This window comes from Bryocella sp. (genome assembly GCF_058498515.1).
Genome location: NZ_JBMHYI010000071.1, coordinates 1 through 18,716, shown reverse-complemented (window position 1 = coordinate 18,716; position 18,716 = coordinate 1). Strand labels below are relative to the sequence as shown.

Annotated in this window: 17 protein-coding genes; 9 read left to right on the top strand and 8 right to left on the bottom strand. The window is 62.9% G+C overall.

Annotated elements, in window-relative coordinates; all coding sequences use genetic code 11:
- Positions 1–64: 64 nt before the first annotated feature.
- The 7 genes from AC5E6W_RS21745 to AC5E6W_RS21715 are packed head-to-tail and all read left to right on the top strand — an operon-like array spanning position 65 to position 8,517.
- Positions 65–976, top strand: coding sequence for a transketolase (locus AC5E6W_RS21745; RefSeq protein WP_491754444.1), 912 nt, complete (start codon positions 65–67; stop codon positions 974–976).
- Positions 970–1,986, top strand: a complete 1,017-nt coding sequence (locus AC5E6W_RS21740; protein WP_491754443.1) for a transketolase family protein — start codon at positions 970–972, stop codon at positions 1,984–1,986. Before AC5E6W_RS21745 ends, AC5E6W_RS21740 begins: the two co-directional genes overlap by 7 nt.
- Positions 1,986–3,491, top strand: coding sequence for an FGGY-family carbohydrate kinase (locus tag AC5E6W_RS21735; protein ID WP_491754442.1), 1,506 nt, complete (start codon positions 1,986–1,988; stop codon positions 3,489–3,491). The genes AC5E6W_RS21740 and AC5E6W_RS21735 overlap by 1 nt, the downstream gene beginning before the upstream one ends.
- Positions 3,488–5,056 carry a sugar ABC transporter ATP-binding protein gene (locus AC5E6W_RS21730; RefSeq protein ID WP_491754441.1) on the top strand — a complete coding sequence of 523 codons (1,569 nt, stop codon included), beginning with the start codon at positions 3,488–3,490 and terminating at the stop codon, positions 5,054–5,056. Before AC5E6W_RS21735 ends, AC5E6W_RS21730 begins: the two co-directional genes overlap by 4 nt.
- Positions 5,053–6,129 (top strand): ABC transporter permease, encoded by a 1,077-nt coding sequence (locus tag AC5E6W_RS21725; protein ID WP_491754440.1) that lies wholly within the window; start codon positions 5,053–5,055, stop codon positions 6,127–6,129. The genes AC5E6W_RS21730 and AC5E6W_RS21725 overlap by 4 nt, the downstream gene beginning before the upstream one ends.
- Position 6,130: 1 nt before the next feature.
- Positions 6,131–7,075, top strand: a complete 945-nt coding sequence (locus AC5E6W_RS21720; RefSeq protein ID WP_491754439.1) for a D-ribose ABC transporter substrate-binding protein — start codon at positions 6,131–6,133, stop codon at positions 7,073–7,075.
- 35 nt (positions 7,076–7,110) lie between these two features.
- On the top strand, positions 7,111–8,517 hold the full coding sequence (locus tag AC5E6W_RS21715; RefSeq protein ID WP_491754438.1) for an L-fucose/L-arabinose isomerase family protein: 1,407 nt from the start codon (positions 7,111–7,113) through the stop codon (positions 8,515–8,517).
- Between the two features lie 66 nt (positions 8,518–8,583).
- Here AC5E6W_RS21715 and rseP read toward each other — a convergent pair whose 3' ends face one another.
- Together rseP and dxr are read right to left on the bottom strand one after the other, a co-directional pair.
- Complete coding sequence (gene rseP / locus AC5E6W_RS21710; RefSeq protein WP_491754437.1) at positions 8,584–9,942, bottom strand: RIP metalloprotease RseP; 1,359 nt, start codon at positions 9,940–9,942, stop codon at positions 8,584–8,586.
- A 51-nt stretch (positions 9,943–9,993) separates the two neighbouring features.
- Positions 9,994–11,163 (bottom strand): 1-deoxy-D-xylulose-5-phosphate reductoisomerase, encoded by a 1,170-nt coding sequence (gene dxr / locus AC5E6W_RS21705; protein ID WP_491754436.1) that lies wholly within the window; start codon positions 11,161–11,163, stop codon positions 9,994–9,996.
- A 196-nt stretch (positions 11,164–11,359) separates the two neighbouring features.
- On the opposite strand from dxr, the gene AC5E6W_RS21700 reads away from it, so the two are divergent.
- On the top strand, positions 11,360–12,316 hold the full coding sequence (locus AC5E6W_RS21700; protein WP_491754435.1) for a carboxypeptidase-like regulatory domain-containing protein: 957 nt from the start codon (positions 11,360–11,362) through the stop codon (positions 12,314–12,316).
- An 8-nt stretch (positions 12,317–12,324) separates the two neighbouring features.
- Here AC5E6W_RS21700 and AC5E6W_RS21695 read toward each other — a convergent pair whose 3' ends face one another.
- The 5 genes from AC5E6W_RS21695 to AC5E6W_RS21675 all read right to left on the bottom strand — a co-directional run bounded on the left by AC5E6W_RS21695 (position 12,325) and on the right by AC5E6W_RS21675 (position 16,531).
- A complete protein-coding gene (locus tag AC5E6W_RS21695) occupies positions 12,325–13,170 on the bottom strand; it encodes a phosphatidate cytidylyltransferase (RefSeq protein WP_491754434.1) in 846 nt (281 codons plus the stop codon).
- 79 nt (positions 13,171–13,249) lie between these two features.
- Positions 13,250–14,179 carry a hypothetical protein gene (locus tag AC5E6W_RS21690; RefSeq protein ID WP_491754433.1) on the bottom strand — a complete coding sequence of 310 codons (930 nt, stop codon included), beginning with the start codon at positions 14,177–14,179 and terminating at the stop codon, positions 13,250–13,252.
- A 126-nt stretch (positions 14,180–14,305) separates the two neighbouring features.
- Positions 14,306–14,656, bottom strand: coding sequence for a hypothetical protein (locus tag AC5E6W_RS21685; RefSeq protein WP_491754432.1), 351 nt, complete (start codon positions 14,654–14,656; stop codon positions 14,306–14,308).
- A 154-nt stretch (positions 14,657–14,810) separates the two neighbouring features.
- Positions 14,811–15,725, bottom strand: a complete 915-nt coding sequence (gene uppS / locus AC5E6W_RS21680; RefSeq protein ID WP_491754431.1) for a polyprenyl diphosphate synthase — start codon at positions 15,723–15,725, stop codon at positions 14,811–14,813.
- Positions 15,726–15,922: 197 nt separating this feature from the next.
- Entirely contained in the window at positions 15,923–16,531 is a 609-nt protein-coding gene (locus tag AC5E6W_RS21675; RefSeq protein WP_491754430.1) for a helix-turn-helix domain-containing protein, read from the bottom strand.
- A gap of 274 nt (positions 16,532–16,805) precedes the next feature.
- Here AC5E6W_RS21675 and AC5E6W_RS21670 point away from each other — a divergent pair, with 274 nt between their 5' ends.
- Complete coding sequence (locus AC5E6W_RS21670) at positions 16,806–17,399, top strand: HD domain-containing protein (RefSeq protein ID WP_491754429.1); 594 nt, start codon at positions 16,806–16,808, stop codon at positions 17,397–17,399.
- Between the two features lie 64 nt (positions 17,400–17,463).
- Here AC5E6W_RS21670 and AC5E6W_RS21665 read toward each other — a convergent pair whose 3' ends face one another.
- The gene (locus AC5E6W_RS21665; protein WP_491754504.1) at positions 17,464–18,651 is read right to left on the bottom strand and encodes a glycoside hydrolase family 27 protein; all 1,188 of its coding nucleotides are present in this window, start codon (positions 18,649–18,651) and stop codon (positions 17,464–17,466) included.
- Positions 18,652–18,716 lie beyond the last annotated feature (65 nt).

Genomic DNA, 18,716 nt, shown 5'->3' with positions numbered 1-18,716 from the left:
GCTAGGCCTGCACCATGTAGAGTATTGTGGTGGCTGACTCAAATAAATACAAGGATGCATATTCATGCAAAGTGAGGTCCCGGCAGTGACGGAGCAACAGAGTCCGGGCAGCGCGTTGACGATGGAAACTGCTCTGTTTCATGGCCGCGAGAGCGATGCCGCGGCCTTGAAGCACCTGGCCAACCGTATCCGCATCACCGCGATGTCGATGACCAACCACGCGCACCTGGGGCATACGGGGGGTGACCTTTCGGCATCGGACATTCTCGCGGTGCTTTACGGCGGCGTGTTGCAGCTCGATCCGCAACAACTCCGGTGGCCGCAGCGGGACCGCTTTATTCTCTCCAAGGGCCACTGCGCCGCGGCGCTCTATACGGCGTTGGCGATGCGAGGATTCTTCGCGCCGGCGAAGCTGCACACCTTCATGGACCCGCTCTCGATGCTCAACGGGCATCCGGACCGCAACAAGCTTCCGGGGGTCGAAGCGAACACGGGACCACTCGGTCACGGGTTGCCGATCGGAGTGGGCTGCGCGCTGGCCGCAAGGATGCGCGGCGAGAGCTGGCGCACGTTCGTGCTCACGGGGGATGGTGAGTTGCAGGAGGGCTCCAACTGGGAGGCCGCGATGAGCGCGCAACAGTATCGCCTCGACAACCTTGTGGTCATCGTCGATCGCAATCGTTTGCAGCAGGGGGATTTCACGGAGAATACCATCCGCATGGAGCCACTCGGCGACAAGTGGCGTGCGTTCGGCTTTGCGGTGACAGAGATCGATGGTCATGATACGGCTAAGCTCCTCGAGACATTTCATCGCGCTCCATTCGAGCCCGGCAAGCCCAGCTGCGTGATTGCGAACACGATCAAAGGTAAGGGCGTAAGCTTTGCGGAGAACCAGCCCGCGTGGCATCATGGCGTCCCCACGGAGGAGCAGTTGCTCAAGGCAGTCGAAGAGCTGGAGGCAGAGCCCGTATGGTAAATCCCACCGTGACCGCTGACAACGCCGAGCTTTCTCTGGGGCTGGCTGCTTACACCCTCGGTCCCAAGGCCGACTGCCGCGATGCCTTCTCGCAGACCCTGGTCGAACTCGCCGGAAACGATCAGCGCGTATGTGCCGTGGTCAACGACTCGGTTTCTTCGACGAAGCTGAAGGGTTTTCTCGGCAAGTATCCTGAACGTTTTGTTAACGTCGGCATCGCCGAGCAGAATATGGTGGGCGTGGGCACCGGCCTCGCTAACGGAGGTATGGTGCCGTTCGTGTGCGGCGCATCATGCTTCCTCACAGCGCGTGCCATGGAGCAGGTGAAGGTGGACCTCGGCTACTCGAAGTCCAACGTCAAGCTGTGCGGCATGTCGTCGGGCATGGCCTATGGCCAGCTTGGGCCAACGCATCACTCGATCGAAGACATCGCGTGGACGCGCGTCATCCCCAACATGACAGTCATCGTTCCTGCGGACGCAGCGGAGACGGAAGCCGCGATGCGTTTCGCCTATGCCTATGATGGACCGGTCTTCCTCCGCATCAGCCGCATTCCTGTGCCCTCGATTCTGCCCAGGGGACACATCTTTGAGCCTGGCAAAGCTGTCGTGCTGCGCGAAGGCAGCGACGTCACGCTCATGGCCAATGGAGTTCTCGTCAGTCGCGCCCTGCAAGCTGCGGCCACGCTTGCTGAGCGGGGCATCCAGGCGCGCGTGCTGAACATGAGTTCCATCAAACCCTTCGACGAGGAGGCCGTACTCGCAGCAGCTCGCGAGACGCGAGGCATCGTTACCGCGGAAGAGGGCTTGCGCGCTGGAGGACTCGGCGGCATCGTCGCGGAGATCCTCGCAACGAAGATGCGCGGCGCACCTCCGCTTAGCATCCTGGGGTTACCCGATGTCTTCGCGCCCACGGGGACTGCGGAGTTTCTGCTGGAGCACTTCGACCTAACGGCGCATGGCATCGTCGGTGCGGCGCTGCAGATACTGGGGAGCAAGCCAACGGCGTAATGATGCTCTCAAGCGCAGCGGCGGAGGTCGTTCTGGCGGTGGACCAGGGAACGACGAGCACCAAGTGTGTCGCAGTGGACCGCGAGGGTGCGGTGCGCTTTTCCGCATCGGCCCCGCTGCGCATGCTCGCCCCGGGCGACCAGTGGTTGGAGCAGTCGCCGCAAGAGATCATCGCCAGCGCGCGCGTCGTACTGGATCAGGCCGCAGCTTCCTGCCACGACCGAGGCCTCCACGTAAGCGGCATCGCGATCTCCAACCAGCGCGAGACCGCACTCGCGTGGGATGCCGAGACGGGAGAGCCCATCGGCAACGCGATCAGCTGGCAGTGCCGTCGCTCTGCCGGAATCTGTCAGAGTCTTGCAGCGCACTCAGAGAAGATCCACGCGCGCACAGGCCTTGTGCTGGATCCCCTCGTGAGCGCATCGAAGTGGGCCTGGCTGCTCTCAGAGAGCGAGCACGCCGCGCAAGCTCGCGACCTGGCCACGTCCGGTCGTCTTCGCTTCGGCAATGTAGATGCATGGCTTCTCTGGTGGCTGACCGGTGGAACGACCCACGCAACCGACCATACCAATGCCTCACGCACCGCGCTGCTGGGTCTTGAATCGCTGGAGTGGGATCCGGAGATGCTTGACCTCTTCAACATCCCTGAGAGCGCTCTGCCCAGTGTGCGGGCTTCTGCAAGCACCTTCGGCGTCTGCAATGCGATCGATGTCCTGCGAGGCGTTCCCATCGTCTCTGCTGTCGGAGACTCGCATGCTGCCTTGGCTGCGCAAGGCGCGCCCGGCAACGTAAAGGCCACATATGGGACGGGCTCCTCGTTGATGGTGGCCTTGGACAACTTGCCTGAAGACAGCAAGGGACTCGCTCGTGCGGTGGGTTACTCCACTGCCAAGGGTGTCCAGTATGCACTCGAAGGCAACATCGCGATGAGCGGCGCAGGCTTGAAGTGGGTCGGCGAATTCCTCGGCCTCTCCGATCCAGTCGTTGAAGCTGCGGCTCTCGCCGCGACTGTGCCCGATAGCGATGGCGTCGTCTTCGTGCCTGCGATGGCTGGTCTCGGCGCACCGTGGTGGGACGCGGGCGCACGCGGAGCTCTGCTGAACCTCGGCCCATGGCACACGAGGGCGCACATGGCTCGCGCCGCGCTTGAGGCGATTGCACACCAGGTGGTTGATGTCTTTGAGGCGATGGAAGACGCCACAGGCCTCAGGCTCGCGACGCTCAATGCTGACGGGGGCGCAACGCGCAATGCTGCGCTGATGCAGTTTCAGGCGGATGTACTCGGCCGTCCCGTGCTGCGTTCCTCGCGCGAAGAGCTGTCTGCCATTGGCGCGGCCTGGCTCGGTGGGATCACACTCGGCTGGTGGAGCACCACGCAGGAGCCGTACGAAAACAGCGCAACGCCGGACACCTTCGCAGCCACAATGAGCGCAACCGAACGCATGGACCGCCGCAATCACTGGCGCGAAGCGGTGCGACGCACGCTCTCAGCGAGGTCCGCATGAGCGCTTCCGTCGCGGTCGAGATGCTGCAAAGCGATGTGCTGCTCGAAGCGAAGCACATCACGAAGCGATACCCCGGCCAGATCGCCCTGGATGATGTGACAATGCGCGTCTATCGCGGCCGTGTGAACGTGCTGATCGGAGAGAACGGCGCTGGTAAGTCCACCTTGATGCGAATCCTCTGTGGCGCAGAGCAGCTTGACCAAGGGGAGATATGGATGGAGGGGCGCAACATCTCCCTGAACTCTCCGCGTGATGCCGCAGCACGCGGCATCGCGATCGTGCACCAGGAACTCTCTGTCTTCACCAACCTCGATGTCAGCGAAAACATCTTCGCCGGCCGCGAGATGGTATCGATGGGGATGGTGGATCGCCGCGCTGAAGATGAGCGCTCGCTATCGGCGCTCTCGCGCTTGCGCAAGCCGTTCGCGGCGTCGACGCCGGCGGGCGAGCTGTCGCTCGGCTGCCGTCAGGTGCTGGAGATCGCTCGTGCTCTCGCGCATCGCTCCAAGCTGCTCATCCTCGATGAGCCTACCTCTGCGCTATCGCAGACCGAGGCCGAGACGCTGTTCGAAGCCATCCATGAGTTGCTGGCCGCCGGGCTGACCATCATCTATATCTCACACAGGCTCGGCGAACTCATGCGACTTGGCGATGCCTTTACCGTGCTGCGCTCGGGCAAGGTTGTGGGCGAAGCCATGCGCGGCGAGGCGACGCGCGAGTGGATCGTGACCACAATGAGCGGTCGCCCGATTCATGCGAAGAGCGTGCGAACACGCGCACAGAACGCACCCATTCTGCTCGAAGTGCGAGACCTCACCGTGGGTCGCGGCATGGAAGGTGGCTCAGGAGAGCCGGCGCTAGATCGCATCACTTTCAGCATGCGCCGTGGAGAGATCGTAGGCATCTTCGGCCTGCTCGGCGCGGGTCGCACTGAGCTGCTCGAGACGCTCGCCGGTTCGCGCTCTGGCTTCACCGGCGAGGTCAGCATTGACGGCCGCTCCGTGCGACTTCGCTCCGTCGCCGATGCCATGGACGCGGGCATCGCGCTTGTACCTGAGGACCGTCAGCGCGACGGCCTCGTGCCAGAGCTCAGCGTGCGTGAGAATATCGTGCTCGCGATGATGGGAGAGCGCTGGCTTTCACGGGCGAAGGAGACGGAATGCGTGATGGAACTGGTGCGCAAGCTGCGCATCGAGGTTCGCGATATCGAGCTTCCGGTCACGGCACTCTCCGGAGGCAATCAGCAAAAGGTACTGCTGGCGCGCTGCCTCGCACGCAAACCAAAGGTGCTGCTGCTCGATGAACCAACGCGCGGGGTGGATGCCAATGCCAAGACAGAGATCTATCGCGTACTTCGAGAGCTTGCGGATGAGGGACTGAGCGTGCTCTTCACTTCCAGCGAGATTGAGGAGACCCAGGAGCTCGCAGACCGAGCTCTCGTGATGCGCGAGGGACGCATCTCTGCAGCGTTGCAGGCAAGCGAGATGTCGGACGTAGCGTTGATGAGCGCCGCGAGCCATGACGTCGCGGCAAAGGACACGGAGTGGAGCGTGCTTACACCATGAGCGCAGCCGGAAATCGCTTGCTGGCACGAGGTAGGCTGGCCCAGTCTCCCGCGAGGATGGTGCTGATCGCACTGCGCATGCGTGCGCTCCTGGTGTTGATCGTGCTGGTCGCGGTCTTCACCATCCTGTCGCCGGACTTCCTCACGGCCAACAACCTCTCCATCCTTTCGAAGCACATCGCGGTGTATTCGATCCTCGCAGTGGGGATGACCTTCGTGGTGCTCACCGGAGGCATTGACCTCTCCGTCGGATCGGTCGCCGGGCTCAGCGGCATCGTCGCGGGCTATGTGCTCACGCATGGCGTCGTCCTGGGAGGCGTAGCGCACTATCCAGGAGTCTTCGCCGCCGTCCTGGCGGCGCTAGCAGTCAGCCTCGTTGCCGGAGCAGTGAATGGCTGGCTGGTGAGCCGCGCCGCGGTAGCTCCGTTCATCGCGACGCTGGGCTCGCTCTATATCGCGCGCGGTGCAGCGCTGCTGTTCTCCAACGGCAAGACCTTTCCTGGCCTCGGCGCGGACTCGCCACACGGCAGCCGGTTCTTCACCATGCTTGGCCAGGCCTTTGTGCTCAAGCTGCCGCTGCCGGTATGGATTGCGCTGGTGCTCTTTGCGCTTGCAGCCACCATCGCAGCAAAGACTCCCTTCGGGCGTCACGTGTATGCGGTTGGTGGCAACGAGCGCGCGGCGCGGCTCTCCGGCGTGCGCGTGCCTCGCGTTAAGTTCATCGCGTATCTTCTCTCCGCGCTCGCTGCGGGTGTCGTTGGTTTGCTCATCGCTTCCGAGCTCGAGTCAGCACATCCTGCGACGGGCGAGAGCTTCGAGCTCACTGCCATCGCAGCGATCGTTCTCGGCGGCACGTCGCTGATGGGAGGCCGTGGCTCGGTCAGCGGCTCGCTGCTCGGCGCTTGTGTCATCGGCGTGCTGGCCGATGGCATGGTCATGCTCGGCGTCAGCGAGTTCTGGCAGATGGTAGTGAAGGGCGTCGTCATCGTGCTCGCAGTTGCGGGCGACCAGCTGCAATCGCGCTTGCAGGCCAAGCTGCTGCCGTACCTTCTGCGCTCCAACGCGGAGGCTTGATATGCGTCGCGCGTTGCTCCCTTTCATTGTCGTCGCCCTCGCGCTGCCTCTGCTGCAGGGGTGCGACCGTGGAGTTCGACGCCCGCTGATCGCCATCATCGTGCCATCGCAGGACAACCCGTTTTTCAAGGCGGAGGCAGACGCCGCTGCCGCGCGGGCGCGCGAGTTGGGTTACCGAGTGCGCGTAGATGCGCATGGTGACGATGCGTATCTGCAGGACAACCTGATTGATGCTGCGATCGCGTCGGGAGCGAAGGCCATTGTGCTGGACAACGCCGGCACCGATGCCTCCATCTCGGCTGTGCGGCGTGCGACACGTGCGGGCATCGCATGCTTCCTTATCGATCGCGATATCGCTGCGCAGGGCACTGCGAAGGCGCAGATCATCGCCGATAACGATCAAGGCGCACAAGTCGTCGCGGCTGAGTTCGCGCGCAACATGGGCAAGGATGGCGGTGACTATGCCGAGCTGCTGGGCAAGGAAAGCGACACCAACGCACAGGTTCGCACCAAGGGCTTTCATGCTGTTCTCGATGGCGAGAAACAGCTGCACCGCGTGGCTGCGCAGTCGGCCAACTGGTCGCAGTCGGAGGCCTTCGACAAGACCGAGGTGATGCTGCAGGCGCATGCGACGGTGAAGGGCATCATCGCCGGCAACGACACGATGGCTTTGGGGGCAGTCGCCGCGGTGCGGTCCTCGGGCCGTCCGATCGCGGTGATCACCGGCTTCGATGGTTCGCCCGACGCGCTGGCTGCGATCAAGTCGGGGCAACTCAAGGCCACGACGCTGCAGCCCGCTGCCGTCATCTCGCGCATGGCCGTTGATGAGCTTGACCAATACCTGAAGACGGGAAGCACCGGCAAGCCAGAGAGGCAGATCATCCCCTGCGACCTGGTGACACCCGCGAACGTCGATGACTTTGTCGACTTCGAAAAGATCCGATAGGCAACTTCGATATTGCAGTACAGACGAGGAACAACATGGCAACGACGCTGGGCGTGATTCTTGGCAACCGCAACTTCTTTCCCGACGCGCTCATTGGCGAGGCACGTCGTGAGCTGAGCGCACTCTTCACGCAGCTCGCCATCGAACCGGTGTGGCTCATCGATGAGACCAAGCTTGGTGCGGTGGAGACATGGTCCGATGCGATGAAGTGCGGTGAGCTGTTCCGCCGCAACCGCGGGCGCATCGAAGGCGTGCTGGTGTGCCTGCCGAACTTCGGCGACGAGAAGGGTGTTGCGGACTCGATGCGCCTCAGTGAGCTCAATGTGCCGGTGCTGGTGCAGGCGTGTCCCGATGATCTCGATGCCTTCGGGCTCGAGCGCCGCCGCGATGCATTCTGCGGCAAGATCTCCGCGTGCAACAATCTTCGCCAGTACGGCATCAAGTATTCGCTGACCACGGGACATACCTGCTCGATCAGCTCGCCAGAGTTCCGTGCTGACCTGGAGCGCTTCGTGGGCACCTGCAAGGTGGCTCGCGGGCTGCGGCGCGTGCGGCTCGGAGCGGTGGGTGCTCGGCCGAATGCCTTCAACACCACGCGTTACTCGGAGAAGCTGCTGGAGGCAGCGGGCATCACGGTGAACACGATCGACCTCTCGGAGGTCTTCGGCAACGCCACTGCGATCGGAGACAGCGATACGCGGGTGAGGCAGCAGATCGAGAAGATCAAGAGCTACGCGGATTCATCGAAGGCCCCCGATGAGTCGCTGAAGCGCATGGCCAAGTTCGCCATCGTGGTCGACGACTGGATGCGCGATCTCGGCATCAACGCGACGGCAATTCAGTGCTGGAGCTCGATGCAGAAGAACTACGGCGTGAATGTCTGCACCATCATGAGCATGATGAGCGAGCAGATGCTGCCCTCGGCGTGCGAGGTGGATGTGGCCGGTGTGGTCTCGATGTACGCGCTGCAACTGGCCTCGCAGACGCCAAGCGCGCTCGTCGATTGGAACAACAACTACGGCAAGGACCGCGACACCTGCGTCTTTTTCCACTGCGGGAACTGGGCGAAGGACTTCCTTCCCGATATCCGCATCGGCACAGCTCCAATCCTCGGCACGGTGCTGGGTGAGGAGAACACGGTAGGTGCGCTCGAAGGCCGCACGCCAGCTGGTCCCGTGACGTTCGGCCGGGTGAGCACGGACGATGTTGCCGGAAAGATCCGAGCGTATGTCGGGCAGGGGCAATTCACTGATCAGCCGCTAGAGACCTTCGGCACACGAGCGGTGGTGAATGTTCCGGGGCTGCAAAAGCTCATGCAAGTGATCTGCCGCAATGGCTTTGAGCACCATGCGGCAATGACCAAGGGGCATGTGGCCCCTGCAGTTGCCGATGCGCTCGAGACCTACATGGGATGGGACGTGTACCACCACGGAGCGGAGTAGCTCCAGCAACAGCAAAGGCCCGCAGAGAGATCTCTGCGGGCCTTTGTTGTCTGTTCCAGACTGCGTCTAGTGGCCGCGCAGCCGCGTGATGTCATTGAAGAACACGAAGCATGCGAAGACGATAAGGCAGACAAAGGCGACCTGATAGATGCGCTCCTTCAGCGCCTCGTTGACATCGCGCTGCATAAGGCTCTCGACCATCAGAAAAACGATCATTGCGCCGTCCAGCGGAGGGAAGGGCAGCAGGTTGAATGCGCCCAACTGGATGGAGATGGTCGCCATGAAGCGAACCAGCGTCCACGGTCCCAGCTGCGTCGCGATGTCGATCTGCTGCGCGATGCCCACGGGGCCCATCAGTTGCTTCGCCGAGACCTGGCGCGTGAACATGCCCTTGAGCACGCGCACTACCATGGTTGAGTCATCGAGATTGTCCTGGTAGGCCTGCGCCAGCGCGGCGCTCCATGGAAGCTGTTCCACGATTGCGGGCGGGGCAGCTGGCGTGAAGCCGAAGCAGTAGTTCTTGCCGCCGCAGTCCGCCAGCTTTTCGGGCGTCGCATTCAGGGTCTGCAGCTGGCCGTTGTGGCGCACCAAAAGCGTTACGGGGACACCGCCGCGGTCGCGGAGATACGCCTGCATCGCCTGCACGGAATGCGGTGAATACGAGTCGACTCGTATCAGCTCATCGCCATTCTGCAAGCCCGCGCGGGCAGCCGGGGTGTCGGCTTTCACGGTAACAACTTTGATCGGCCCATCCTGCTCGCGCGGCTGGAAGCCCAAAGCCGAGAACAGCGTCAGCGGATCGCTGGGGTTGTCCATGTGCGCCGCGGCAATATCCAGCGTGCCCGACTGCACCTGGCCCTGATGGCTGAAGATGATCGGGAGCGCCTCATGCAGATGCAATGCGCACTCCTCGCCGATCTGCTGCCATGTGGGGTTGGCGCGATTGTCGAAGCTCAGGATCGTATCGCCTGCGCCCATGCCCAGGCTGGCAGCTGGAGTATTGGCCGGAACGTAGTCGACCACCGCAGCGCCGTTCAGGTACTTGTCCACCTCGTGATGATAGTGCGAGAGCGCAGCCATCAGGACGAAGGCGAGGATGAAGTTCGCCAGCGGTCCGGCAAAGCCGATGATCATGCGTTGCCAGCGGGGTTTCGCAGGGAACTCGTCTGCAGCCGGATCGACGGCAGAACCGCCGTATTCGCCGGCCATCTTCACATAGCCGCCCAACGGCAGCGCGGAGATGCGGTAGTCGGTGTCACCATACTTCACGCCGAAGAGGCGCGGGCCGAAGCCGATGGAGAAGACTTCCACGCGCACGCCACAGAGTTTGGCCGCGGCAAAGTGGCCGAACTCGTGCACCAGCACCATGATGCCGAGTACGAAGACGAACTCAAGAAGGACTGCGGGGAGGTGGGTAATGTCCATGAAGGTGTCGCGGGTGCTCGTTCTCTCAGGAATTCAAAGCTCTGTGCTCGATCAGCGTGCTGCGCCCGTGGCGATGGTCTCGGCGGCCTGCTGGCGCGCTCGCACATCGGCCGCGAGCACCTCCGCAATGGACGCCGGCGATCCCGTCGGGGTAAGCGCGAGCACAGCCTCGATTGTACGGGGAATACCCAGGAATGGCAGTTTGCCAGCGAGGAAGGCCTCCACCGCGATCTCGTCCGCGGCATTCAGCGCGATGCAATGGTTCTGGGAGGCTCCTGCGGCTTCATATGCCAGCCGCAGGCAGGGGAAGCGCTCGAAGTCCGGCTGCTGGAAGTCCAACTGCTTCAGCGCGGCCATGTCGAAGGTGAGGTCGCTGGCCACGCGCTCCGGCCAGGCCAGGGCGTAGAGAATCGGCAGGCGCATGTCGGTCACCGAGATCTGCGCGAGGATGGAACCGTCGATGTACTCGACGAGGGAATGAATCGTGGACTGGGGATGCACCGTCACCTTCACGCGATCCGGCGGAAGGTTGAAGAGGCGGCAGGCCTCGATGATCTCCAGTCCCTTGTTCAGCATGGTGGCGGAGTCGACCGTGATGCGCCGTCCCATCACCCAGGTCGGGTGCTTCAGCGCCTGCGCCGGCGTGATGTGCTCGAAGTCGGCGAGAGGTGTATTCCGGAAAGGCCCGCCCGAGGCCGTCAGCCAGATCTGCTTGACTTCATTGGCCGCACCGGCACGCAGGCACTGGTGAATGGCGTTGTGCTCGGAGTCGATGGGAAGCAGCGGGGTGTTGTGCTCGCGCGCGGCGGCCAGGATCAGGTCGCCCGCGGCGACGAGGCATTCCTTGTTGGCCAGGCCCACGCTCTTGCCGGAAAGCACCGCAGCATACGTAGCCTCCAGGCCGGCAACGCCGACGATGGCGGAGACCACGAAGTCGGCCTCGGGCAGCGTGGCGACGCGCACGGTGCCGGCAGTGCCGTATACGACCTCGACTCCCGTCACTCCGGCGGCCTTCAGTCCGGCCTCCAGCTGCGTCGCAAGCTCTTCCGTCGCGATGGAGGCGATCTTCGGTCGCCAGCGCACACACTGCTTCAGCGCTTCCTCGAGGTTGGAACCCGCAGCCAGCGCCACAGGATGAAAGAGCTTCGGGTGGGACTCGCAGAGACTGAGGGTGCTTTGACCGATGGAACCGGTCGAGCCGAGCAGGGCAATCTTCTTCACACTGAATATTTTCGCAGATGCGGCGCATCGGTCGGCTGCCTGCCGGCCGAGGTTCGCCGAGAGCCCAGGAGCGATGTAACCGGAAGTTTATGTGACCAAGCGATGTATTTCGAGTCAGAACCCCATGTCACAAACGCCCCGCGCGCCGGAGCCTCCAAAACTGACTCTCTGCCTCTGGATCCTTTGCCTAAATTTCGTGTTGCTGGCACTGCCAGCCTTCTGCCAGACAGTTGACGCCCCATCCCCACAGACCGGCACGGTCGCCGGCGTCGTCACCGATCCAGACGGGGAGTTGATTCCGGGCGCGAAGATTCTTGCGACCGGCCCCACGGATGCTGACCGAATCACGGCAACCAGCGACGCCAGCGGGTTCTTCTCGATGGCCGGACTGAAGCCGCTGACTCCCTATCAGATCGTTGTGGGTCAGACCGGCTTCTCTGATTGGTCTTCCACGGTGACACTCCAGCCCGGCCAATACCTATATCTCAAGGGCGTGCAGTTGCAGGTGGCGGCCGTTGTAACGGCGGTGTCGGCAGCTACATCCGAGCAGATTGCGCTCGAGGAAGTGCATGCCGAGGAGAAACAGAGGGTGCTGGGAGTCATCCCCAACTTTCTCGTCGTGTACGACCCCAACCCGCAGCCTCTGTCGGCCAAGCTGAAGTTCTCGCTCGCGTTCCGCGCGGCCACCGACGTAGTGACGATCGCTGGCTCTGCCTTCATCGCCGGAATCGATCAGGCCGCGGACACGCCTGCCTACCAGCAGGGTCTCAAGGGCTATGGGCAGCGGTTTGGCGCGCAGTATGGCGGAGCCTTTTCGGATGTAATGATCGGCGGCGCCATACTTCCTTCGTTGCTGCACCAGGACCCACGCTACTTCTATCAGGGCACCGGCACCACGCGCTCACGTATCCGGCATGCGATGCTGGCGCCGTTTCTGTGTCGTGGCGACAACGGCAAGACAGAGTTCAACTACTCCAGCATCGGTGGCGATCTTGGCGGCGCGGCACTAGCGAACCTGTACCTCCCGCAGACCAATCGTGGCGCAGGTGTGGTCTTCTCCACCGCGGCAATCACGACCGCCGGCCGCATCGCAAGTACGCTCGCGCAGGAGTTCCTGCTGAAGAGGCTGACCCCAAGCGCGAAGAATCCGTAGTTGGCGCTCTAGAAGCTGCCGGGCGAGATCGCCTGCTTCACCACCAGCACCAGCCAAAGAACCGGCGCCGCCACCAGAAGGGCGTCGATGCGGTCGAGGATGCCGCCGTGGCCGGGCAGGATGGTGCCCGAGTCCTTGATCCCCGCACCGCGCTTCAGTGCCGATTCCAGCAGGTCGCCGAACTGGGCCGCGGCGTTCAGCGCGACCGCCAGCAGCAGGTAAGCCCACCAGGGTTCGCTGGTGTGCAGGCGCGTGAAGCTGGAGCCCGTCGTGGTCAGCCAGTCGCCGCCCAGCACCAGCGCCATGCCGAAGATGCAGGAGCCCACCACCGAAGCCGCCGCGCCTTCCCAGGTCTTGTTCGGTGAGAGCCTCGGCGCAAACTTGTGCTTTCCGAAGCGCTTGCCGACGTAGAGCGCCGCCGTGTCGCCTGACCAGACGCAGAGAAAGAGGAAGATCAGCAGGGCCGTGCCGTTCTCCTCATTCAGGATCTGCGGGAGCAGCGTGAGCGGGTACGCGATGTAGACCAGCATCAGCAGGCCAGCAGCAGTCTCCCACAGTACGCGTTCCAGCCTGGTGGTGAGCGCGGAAACGGAGAACAGCACCAGGGTCACGAAGGAGATGATCGCCATCATGTCCCTGGGCCGGTAGAAGGTCGCGAAGAAGAAGGCTGCGATCGCGAAGATCACCCACCACAGCGGAAGCGGGCAGCCGCCAGCCTCTGCGAACTTGCGGAACTCCAGCGCGGACAGCATCGCCACCAGTGCGGCGCAGAGGGTGATGGTCCATGGCTTGTCGAGGAAGATAAGCAACAGGACGAAGGCGATGAGAACAATCGCGGTGAGGACTCGCTTCATGGTTCCTGTCGAGGATACACGTCGGTTCGGCAGGGCGTCAGGCCGGCGGCAGCGCCGGCCTGACCCCGAGCCGCCCCGCTCAGCCTCCCGCGCACTCGCTCAACGGAATTCCGTGAGCCAGGCAGAAGTTATCCTGCTGCTGCTTCCCGCTCGCGACGCTGTTCTCGAAGGCGTGGTGGGCGAGGAGGCCCGCCGTCACCCCAACGCCCACCATCACTCCGGCCACAATGAGCCCATTGCGGCCGTAGTGGGTCTTCGGCATGGCGGACAGGTCCACGATCTCCTGGGCGCTGAGCGGCGTCGCCGTGACCACCTTCACCCGGCTCACCAGGTTTGAGACCGCCATCGCGTACCACTGCGCCCTCTCCGACCGCTTGCCGAAGGCTTCGATCGGCGAGATCACGGTCCACAGCACCACGCCGGTCTTCGCGTCCCGGATGTGGAGACGGAAGGCCGGCGTCGAGTACGAGGCAACGTCCCCGCGGTAACCGCTCACATCGGTCAGCGGGGCAATCTCCCGCAGCTCGAAGATGAGGTCCGCCTGTGCCGGCGTCTCCGCGAGGGCGTAGTGGCCCCATGCCGCGAGGTCCTGCGAGAACTGCTCATACGCGTCGTTCATGTCCGCCGGCGCGTTGGGGGCCGAGCCCAGGTTGCTGATAAAGACCCTGTGTGCCGCCGCGATCTGCTGCGGTACAGGCCCCTTCGGCGTCACGGGAATGGTGGGCTGCCGCCGCGGTGGAGGCGTGTTGTAGTTCGCGGCGTTCATGCTGTCCTGCATGGCCTGTTGGGAGGCGCGCATCATATCGTCGTTGGCTTGCTGCGCCGCCTGCGAGGCTTGTTGTGCGGCCTGCATGTTCTGCTGCATGATTTGTATCTGCATCGCGGCATCGGAAGCTTGCTGTGCTGCCTGCATTGCAGGATCCTGCGCATGGGTTGAGGGGCAAATAGAAAACAATATGGCCAGAGTCGCCATCGTCGTGGCGAGGAGGTGTTGCGTCGACTGCTTCATATCACTGCTCCTAAAACGCTATGCTGCGTTCAGGGGAATCAACGTCCGCGCGTGGCTCCGCCGCGCAGCGAGTGCGTGTGGTGAGACAGCAGGACGTTGAAGGGCAGGAGGGAAGAAGGACGCGATCTATACCCGCAGGTAGAAGGCTCGGAACTGCAGCGCGGCGGACTCCGCACTGCGTTCCATCTCGTTCACCCGGGAGCCTGATGCAGCAACCTGGGTCAAGGAGGCTGAAGTCAGTCCGAAATGCTGCGAGGAGCTGTAGGCCGGAGGGACCTGCGGAGGCCGCACAGCGCGCCGGATGCGCGCCTTGATGGTGGACTCTGGTAGCGGTGAAGCCGCCGCGACCTTCACGCGGCAGGGAGTCAGCCGAAACGGCTGGCTCGCGGTCTTCGCGAAGTGGGCCGTGTACTGGCCGAAGATGGCCGCGCACAGCAGCGCAATGTAGAGGAACATCGAACGTCGACGCGTGCTCATAGTCCGGTCCCAGCTCCGACAGTGTGGCCTTCTATCTGTCGGTCTGCAAGATAGAACGCTGGGCGCGGGAAAAAGATGCACAGGTACTAAGGAATTTCTTGCGGAGTCAGCACATTCCAGGGGAGAAGCCGGACCAGGCTTTCGAGTCTGCGATTCAACCGCGCGTAAGCTCCGCTTCGCTGGGAAGGACGTCGCTCAGGTCTTCATCCGTCGATTCGCCCAGGCCGCCGAACCTTCGTTCTCGGCACTGGTAGTCGGAGATGGCCTCCAGCAGGTGCAAACCCCGGAAATCCGGCCACAGCCGATCGGTCACGAAGATCTCCGCGTAAGCAATCTGCCACAGCAGGAAGTTCGAGATGCGCTGCTCCCCGGAGGTGCGGACCACCAGGTCCGGGTCGGGCATGTGCGCCGTGTACAGGGCAGAGCTAATCTGCGGTTCGTCGATTCGATTCTTGATCGCGTCGTCCACGCCCTCGGCGGCCAGCATGTCCTCCACGGAGATGCCGCGCTGGTGGGCTTCGGACAGCATGCGGTGCACCAGCGTTCGAGCCGAGTCCACAATCTCCGAGCGCGAGCCGTAGTTGAGCGCCAGCGTCAGCGTCGTGCCGGTATTGCGGCCCGTCTCTTCCTGCGCCCACTGCATGGTGTCCTGCACCTCGCGAGGAAGCTCATGCGTGCGGCCAATGTAGGCCATCCGGATATTGTTGTCGTTCATCCGCTTCACATTCGAGACGAGGTAGCTCTTCAGTAGCTTCATCAGGAAGCTGACTTCGCTCTTGGGCCGTCGAAGGTTGTTTTCCAGCGAGAAGGCGTACAGCGTAAGCCAGGGAAGATCGATGCGCGAGGCCGTCTCGACGACGAACTGCACACTCTCCGCGCCCTGCTGGTGCCCAAGGAAGCGCTTCAGCGCCCGCTTGCCCGCCCAGCGGCCATTGCCGTCCATGATGATGGCGACGTGCTGCGGAATGCGTGAGGGGTCGAGCCGGTCATAGACCGTACGCTCCTCGGCCGAGAGCTCGTGGACTCGGTTGGAGCGCTCGAAGACGCGGGGCTGTTGCGGGGTCGACACGGGTGGCTCGCTACCTCTGAGGGTACAGGAGAGGGCAGGTGCGAGGGAATAGGTTTGGAGGCGGCCGAAGAGCGCCTCCCTGCCATCCCGGAAAACGGAGAGGCGTCGCTGCATCCATCACCACGCAGGAAATATCCGCGAGGGAAGGGAGGCAGCGACGCCAAGGAGGTCGTCGTATTCGTGCTGCGACGTTGAGCCTAGGCCATCTTGCGGCTTCGGCTCTGCGCCAGCTCGCGCACGTGGTTGAGGAAGATCGACTTCTGTGTCGCGTTCAGCTTCGACGAGTACTTCGAGAGCTCGGCCAGGAACGGATCGCTGAGCAGCACGGCAGCCTCATCCTGGTGACGGGTCGGCGTGTCGCGCAGCAGGGCGCTGATGTCCACCTGCAGCGCGCGGGCCAGACGGTCCAGCGAGCTCAGCGTGGGCATGGCCTTGCCATTTTCGATCTTCGAGATATAGGTACGCGGCACATTCATGCGTCCGGCAAGCTGCCGCTGCGACAGGTTGCGCACCTTGCGCAGATCGCGGACAGCGCTGGCCACATGCGGGCCCGCATCCTGGTGACGATGCGGCTCGGGCTCTGCGACGACCTGCAGTGCGGCGGCTGCCTTGGGTTGTTCAGGGAGCAGAGACTTCTTGCACCGCCGGCACATGCAGGCCGAGGTACGGAACTGGACCAGCTTGCAGTGGTCGCAGCGTAGAACCTCACGCTGACCGGCCGGCTGGGCGGTCTCGGGCGAAGTCACCTCTTGCTCGTGCATCGCCAGGGGCGAAGCGGAGCCTACAGGCACCATGCTCGTTGCCATATTGTGTGTTGCGGACGGCTGCCAGAGCAAGGCGCCGTTCCCCCACGTCCGATAACGGTGGTGGGGTATGTGCTTACCTTGACACCCCGTGCCGAGAGAGTCAAGAGTAGCGAGGCTGATTCTTGCGTCTTTGTCCACAAAGTGCCTTAGGCGAACCAAAGGAGTTAACGCGAAGGCCTTGGTCAAACTCGCATCTCCTAGCTCGGAACCCGAAGCTCATTCCTCCTTCGTTGTCATTCTGACCTGAGATGATGGTCGAAACGAGGAGGGGACGATGACTCAAGTATCGGCGGCTGAGGCCGAAGCGCTGCTGCGCGAATGGACTGCGAGCGAATCGCTCATCAAGCATGGTCTGGCCGTGGCGCGCTGCACGGAAAGCTACGGCGTTCGCCAGGCTGCGGCGCTGGAGCTGATCCCCGAACAGGCCTGCGCGATGGCAGAGCTCTATCGGGCGACAGGATTGTTGCACGACTTCGACTACGACCGCCATCCCACTCCCGAAGAGCACCCGTTCGTGGGAGTGAAGTATCTGCGTGAGCATGGCTGGCCAGAAGAGATGCTGCACGCCATCCTCGCCCACGCCGACTACTCCGGCGTTCTGCCCGAGTCGCACCTCGACCGCGCCCTCTTCGCCTGCGACGAACTCGCCGGATTCCTCACCGCCTGCGCCCTGGTCAAGCCGACAAAGAAGATCGCCGACGTCGAGGTCGCAGGGGTGAAGAAGAAGATGAAGGACAAAGCCTTCGCCCGAGCCGTCAAGCGCGAAGACATCACCCGTGGCGCAGAGTTGCTGGGCATGCCCATCGAAGAGCACATTGGCTACTGCCTCGCAGCCATGCAGGCTCACGCGGAGGAACTGGGACTCTAGGTTCTCAAAAGGCAATGGCGGCGCGAAGTTGATCGCGCCGCCATTGCCTTTCACCACTCATTATCTATTTGCTCAGCACAAACAACGCCACGCCGTGCTTGGGAATCCTCGCACTCAACGTTCCGCTCATTGCGCCAAGGTCCTTGTTGGCCCACACATCATGCGCCTTCGCACTGCCTGTGATGCCCAACTCCTTCAGCGTGACGCTGAGATCGCGCACGGACCACGAAGTATTGACCAACCCCACCGCCACCCTTCCGCCCGAGAGCGGCTTCGCCCAAGCGCTGAAGTCGCCGTGCGCATAGACCCGCTTCGCCTGCACGCCAAGTTTGTCCTGATCAATCGCAATCACCTCGTGGTTCATCAGGATCGACTTGTCGGTGTCACTCATCTTGCTGAGGTCGTTGCCGGCAAGCAACGGCGCGGCGAGCAGAGCCCACAGGCTCATGTGCGTCTTGTACTCGTCGGTGGTCATCTTGCCGTTGCCCACCTCCAGCATGTCGGGATCGTTCCAATGTCCATGCCCCGCGTAGGAGTTCAGGTCCGCCTGCCCCAGGCCGATCGTGATCATGCGGCCATAGCTGTCATCGATGTCATCAGTGGTGCGCCACAATTGAGCGCCCACGCTTGGGCCCCACGCCCACACATCGTCGACGCCATACTGGCACAGGCTGTACACGATAGGCCGCCCGGTCGCCTTCAGCGCGTCGCCCATCTTCTTGTAGGCCGCAATCATCATCTTGTTGCCGGCAGCCGTGCCTCCGCCCGCGGCCTCATCGGCCTTCGCCATCATGCCGTGAAAGCTGCACAGGTCGTACTTCAGATAGTCGACGCCCCAGCTTGCATAGGTCTTCGCATCCTGCTCCTCGTGACCATAGCTAGCCTCGTATCCCGCGCAGGTCTTCGGCCCGGGCGACGAGTAGATCCCGAACTTCAGCCCCTTGGAGTGGATGTAATCACCCAGCGCTTTCATGTCCGGAAACTTATCGTTGGAGTGAATCACTCCCTGTGCATCGCGCGTTCCTTCCCACGTGTCGTCGACATTGACGTAGACATAGCCAGCATCGCGCATGCCACTCGAGACCATCGCATCTGCCGCTGACCGCACGTCCGCCGCAGTGACCTTGCCCGCGAAGTGGTTCCAGCTGTTCCAGCCCATAGGCGGCGTGGGTGCTGGGCCCTGTGCGATCAGGTTCGGACAGGCAGCACCAGCGAGCGCGAGCGAAGCAGCAGCCAATGACTTCAAGAGCATTTCTCTTCTCCTTAGTACGGTGTCGCGGATGTAGTGCGGTGTCGCGGATGCAAAGGCATCCGCGA

Bases quoted from the DNA above. Each gene is read 5' to 3' on its own strand.
- AC5E6W_RS21670 (WP_491754429.1), top strand. From the start codon at position 16,806: ATGACTCAAGTATCGGCGGCTGAGGCCGAAGCGCTGCTGCGCGAATGG.
- AC5E6W_RS21690 (WP_491754433.1), bottom strand. From the start codon at position 14,179: ATGAAGCAGTCGACGCAACACCTCCTCGCCACGACGATGGCGACTCTG.
- AC5E6W_RS21720 (WP_491754439.1), top strand. From the start codon at position 6,131: ATGCGTCGCGCGTTGCTCCCTTTCATTGTCGTCGCCCTCGCGCTGCCT.
- AC5E6W_RS21745 (WP_491754444.1), top strand. From the start codon at position 65: ATGCAAAGTGAGGTCCCGGCAGTGACGGAGCAACAGAGTCCGGGCAGC.
- AC5E6W_RS21735 (WP_491754442.1), top strand. From the start codon at position 1,986: ATGATGCTCTCAAGCGCAGCGGCGGAGGTCGTTCTGGCGGTGGACCAG.
- AC5E6W_RS21685 (WP_491754432.1), bottom strand. From the start codon at position 14,656: ATGAGCACGCGTCGACGTTCGATGTTCCTCTACATTGCGCTGCTGTGC.
- rseP (WP_491754437.1), bottom strand. From the start codon at position 9,942: ATGGACATTACCCACCTCCCCGCAGTCCTTCTTGAGTTCGTCTTCGTA.
- AC5E6W_RS21715 (WP_491754438.1), top strand. From the start codon at position 7,111: ATGGCAACGACGCTGGGCGTGATTCTTGGCAACCGCAACTTCTTTCCC.
- AC5E6W_RS21740 (WP_491754443.1), top strand. From the start codon at position 970: ATGGTAAATCCCACCGTGACCGCTGACAACGCCGAGCTTTCTCTGGGG.
- AC5E6W_RS21675 (WP_491754430.1), bottom strand. From the start codon at position 16,531: ATGGCAACGAGCATGGTGCCTGTAGGCTCCGCTTCGCCCCTGGCGATG.
- AC5E6W_RS21730 (WP_491754441.1), top strand. From the start codon at position 3,488: ATGAGCGCTTCCGTCGCGGTCGAGATGCTGCAAAGCGATGTGCTGCTC.
- AC5E6W_RS21665 (WP_491754504.1), bottom strand. From the start codon at position 18,651: ATGCTCTTGAAGTCATTGGCTGCTGCTTCGCTCGCGCTCGCTGGTGCT.
- AC5E6W_RS21725 (WP_491754440.1), top strand. From the start codon at position 5,053: ATGAGCGCAGCCGGAAATCGCTTGCTGGCACGAGGTAGGCTGGCCCAG.
- AC5E6W_RS21695 (WP_491754434.1), bottom strand. From the start codon at position 13,170: ATGAAGCGAGTCCTCACCGCGATTGTTCTCATCGCCTTCGTCCTGTTG.